The 1,904-nt window shown below is 49.5% G+C and carries 2 protein-coding genes; both read left to right on the top strand.

Features of this window, described 5'->3' with window-relative positions; genetic code table 11:
• Positions 1-1,164 (top strand): citrate synthase (locus tag WBV75_RS08020; RefSeq protein ID WP_424120113.1); only part of this gene is annotated, 1,164 nt, incomplete at its 5' end.
• 83 nt (positions 1,165-1,247) lie between these two features.
• Positions 1,248-1,904, top strand: a 657-nt coding sequence (locus WBV75_RS08015) for a dimethylarginine dimethylaminohydrolase family protein (protein WP_424120112.1), incomplete at its 3' end; no start/stop codon positions are given.

Below are 1,904 nucleotides of genomic sequence, written 5' to 3'. Positions count from 1 at the left end.
ACCCTGGACCCCGGATATAAGAATACAGGTTCATGCGAGAGTGCCATTACTTTTCTGGACGGCGAACAGGGAATCCTCAGATACCGGGGCTATCCCATTGAAGAGTTGGCGGAGAAAGCTGATTTTCTCGAGGTTGCTTACCTCCTGATTTTTGGTGAACTACCAGATGTGGAGCAACTCGAGAAATTCCACGCCGATATAAAAGCCGAGTCCCATGTGGATGAGGAAATGAAAAAAATACTGGATGGATTTCCAAAATCTGCCCATCCAATGGGGGTCCTGTCCTCCCTCACCAGCGCCCTTATCGCTTTTAACCCATCAGCGGTAGACGTTACCTCAGAAGAAGACCTGTACCACGCTATTGTACGCCTTTTGGCCAAATTTCCGGTCCTGGTTTCCTGGACGCTTCGCAAGAAAATGGGACTTCCCCTGGATTATGGCGATGACTCCCTGGGCTATGTTCAGAACATCCATAAAATGATGTTCATACGCCCTAATAGAGAATATGAGACCAATCATGTGGTCATTGAAGCCCTGGATAAGCTTCTAATCCTCCACGGAGATCACGAACAAAACTGTTCCACCTCTACTGTGCGAATTGTCGGTTCCTCCCATGCCGGACTCTTTGCCTCCATCTCGGCTGGAATTTCTGCCCTCTGGGGACCCCTTCACGGTGGCGCCAATATGGCGGTGCTTAAAATGCTCGAAGCCATTCAGGAAGATGATGGGGATACCAAAAAATATATGGCAAAAGCCAAAGACAAAAATGATCCTTTCCGGTTGATGGGATTCGGACACCGGGTGTATAAGAATTTCGATCCGCGGGCCCGTATCATCAAAAAAGCTGCGGACGAGGTGTTGGCAGAACTCGGAGTGGACGATCCTATCCTGAGCATCGCCAAAGGCCTGGAAAAAGAAGCCCTGGAAGATCCGTATTTCGTGGAGCGCAAGCTGTATCCGAACGTGGACTTTTACTCTGGGATTATCTATCGCGCTTTGGGGATTCCGGTAGACATGTTTACCGTAATGTTTGCCCTGGGCCGCTTGCCGGGCTGGATTGCACAGTTCCGTGAAATGCGGCTTAACAACGAACCGATAGGCCGCCCCCGGCAGGTATATACGGGCGCAAACCAACGGTTATTTGTCCCCTTAAATAAAAGATAGTTTACAGATAAATATGCGTCAAAAGGATTCTCCGAAGGGGAGTCCTTTTTTGTATCTTACCACCTTCAGCAAAAGGAAATCCTATGTTTAATCTCAATATTGCCGATGAAACCGCTCCCTTGAAATCCGTGGTTTTGGGAACGGCAAAAAGTTCAGGTCCTGTTCCCGCACCGGAAGCAGCGTACGATCCAAAATCTCTGGAACATATCCTGGCGGGTACCTATCCTGAGGAAGCGGATATGGTTCGGGAGATGCAGGGCTTTTCCGGAGTCCTGGAGAAACACGGGGTTCAGGTATTCCGTCCTGAAATTCTAACAGACTGTAATCAAATATTTTCCCGCGATATTGCCTTTGTCGTAGATGATAAGCTCGTCGAGGCCAACATCCTGCCCGAACGGGAACGCGAATTTGAGGCTATACTCCATGTATTGGACCATTTAGAAGGAGACCAGGTAATTGTTCCCCCGGAGCCGGTTCACGTGGAGGGTGGGGATGTAATGCCCTGGGGGGAACACCTTTTCGTCGGGACGTATACCGGTCCCGGGTACCGGGATTTTATCACGGCCCGCACCAATCAGGAAGCGGTAGATTTCCTGGTCGATACTTTTCCAAAGCGCATCGTAAAACCTTTTGAACTGCGAAAATCCAACACGGACGCCCGAAAGAATGCCTTGCATCTGGACTGTTGCTTTCAACCTGTAGGCCGGGATCTCGCTATTTTGCACAAAGAGAGTTTTCTC

Source organism: Robiginitalea sp. (assembly GCF_049588695.1).
Taxonomy (GTDB): Bacteria; Bacteroidota; Bacteroidia; order Flavobacteriales; family Flavobacteriaceae; genus Robiginitalea.
Note: the sequence above shows the minus strand (reverse complement) of the source record. Positions and strands in the feature narration are given on the sequence as shown.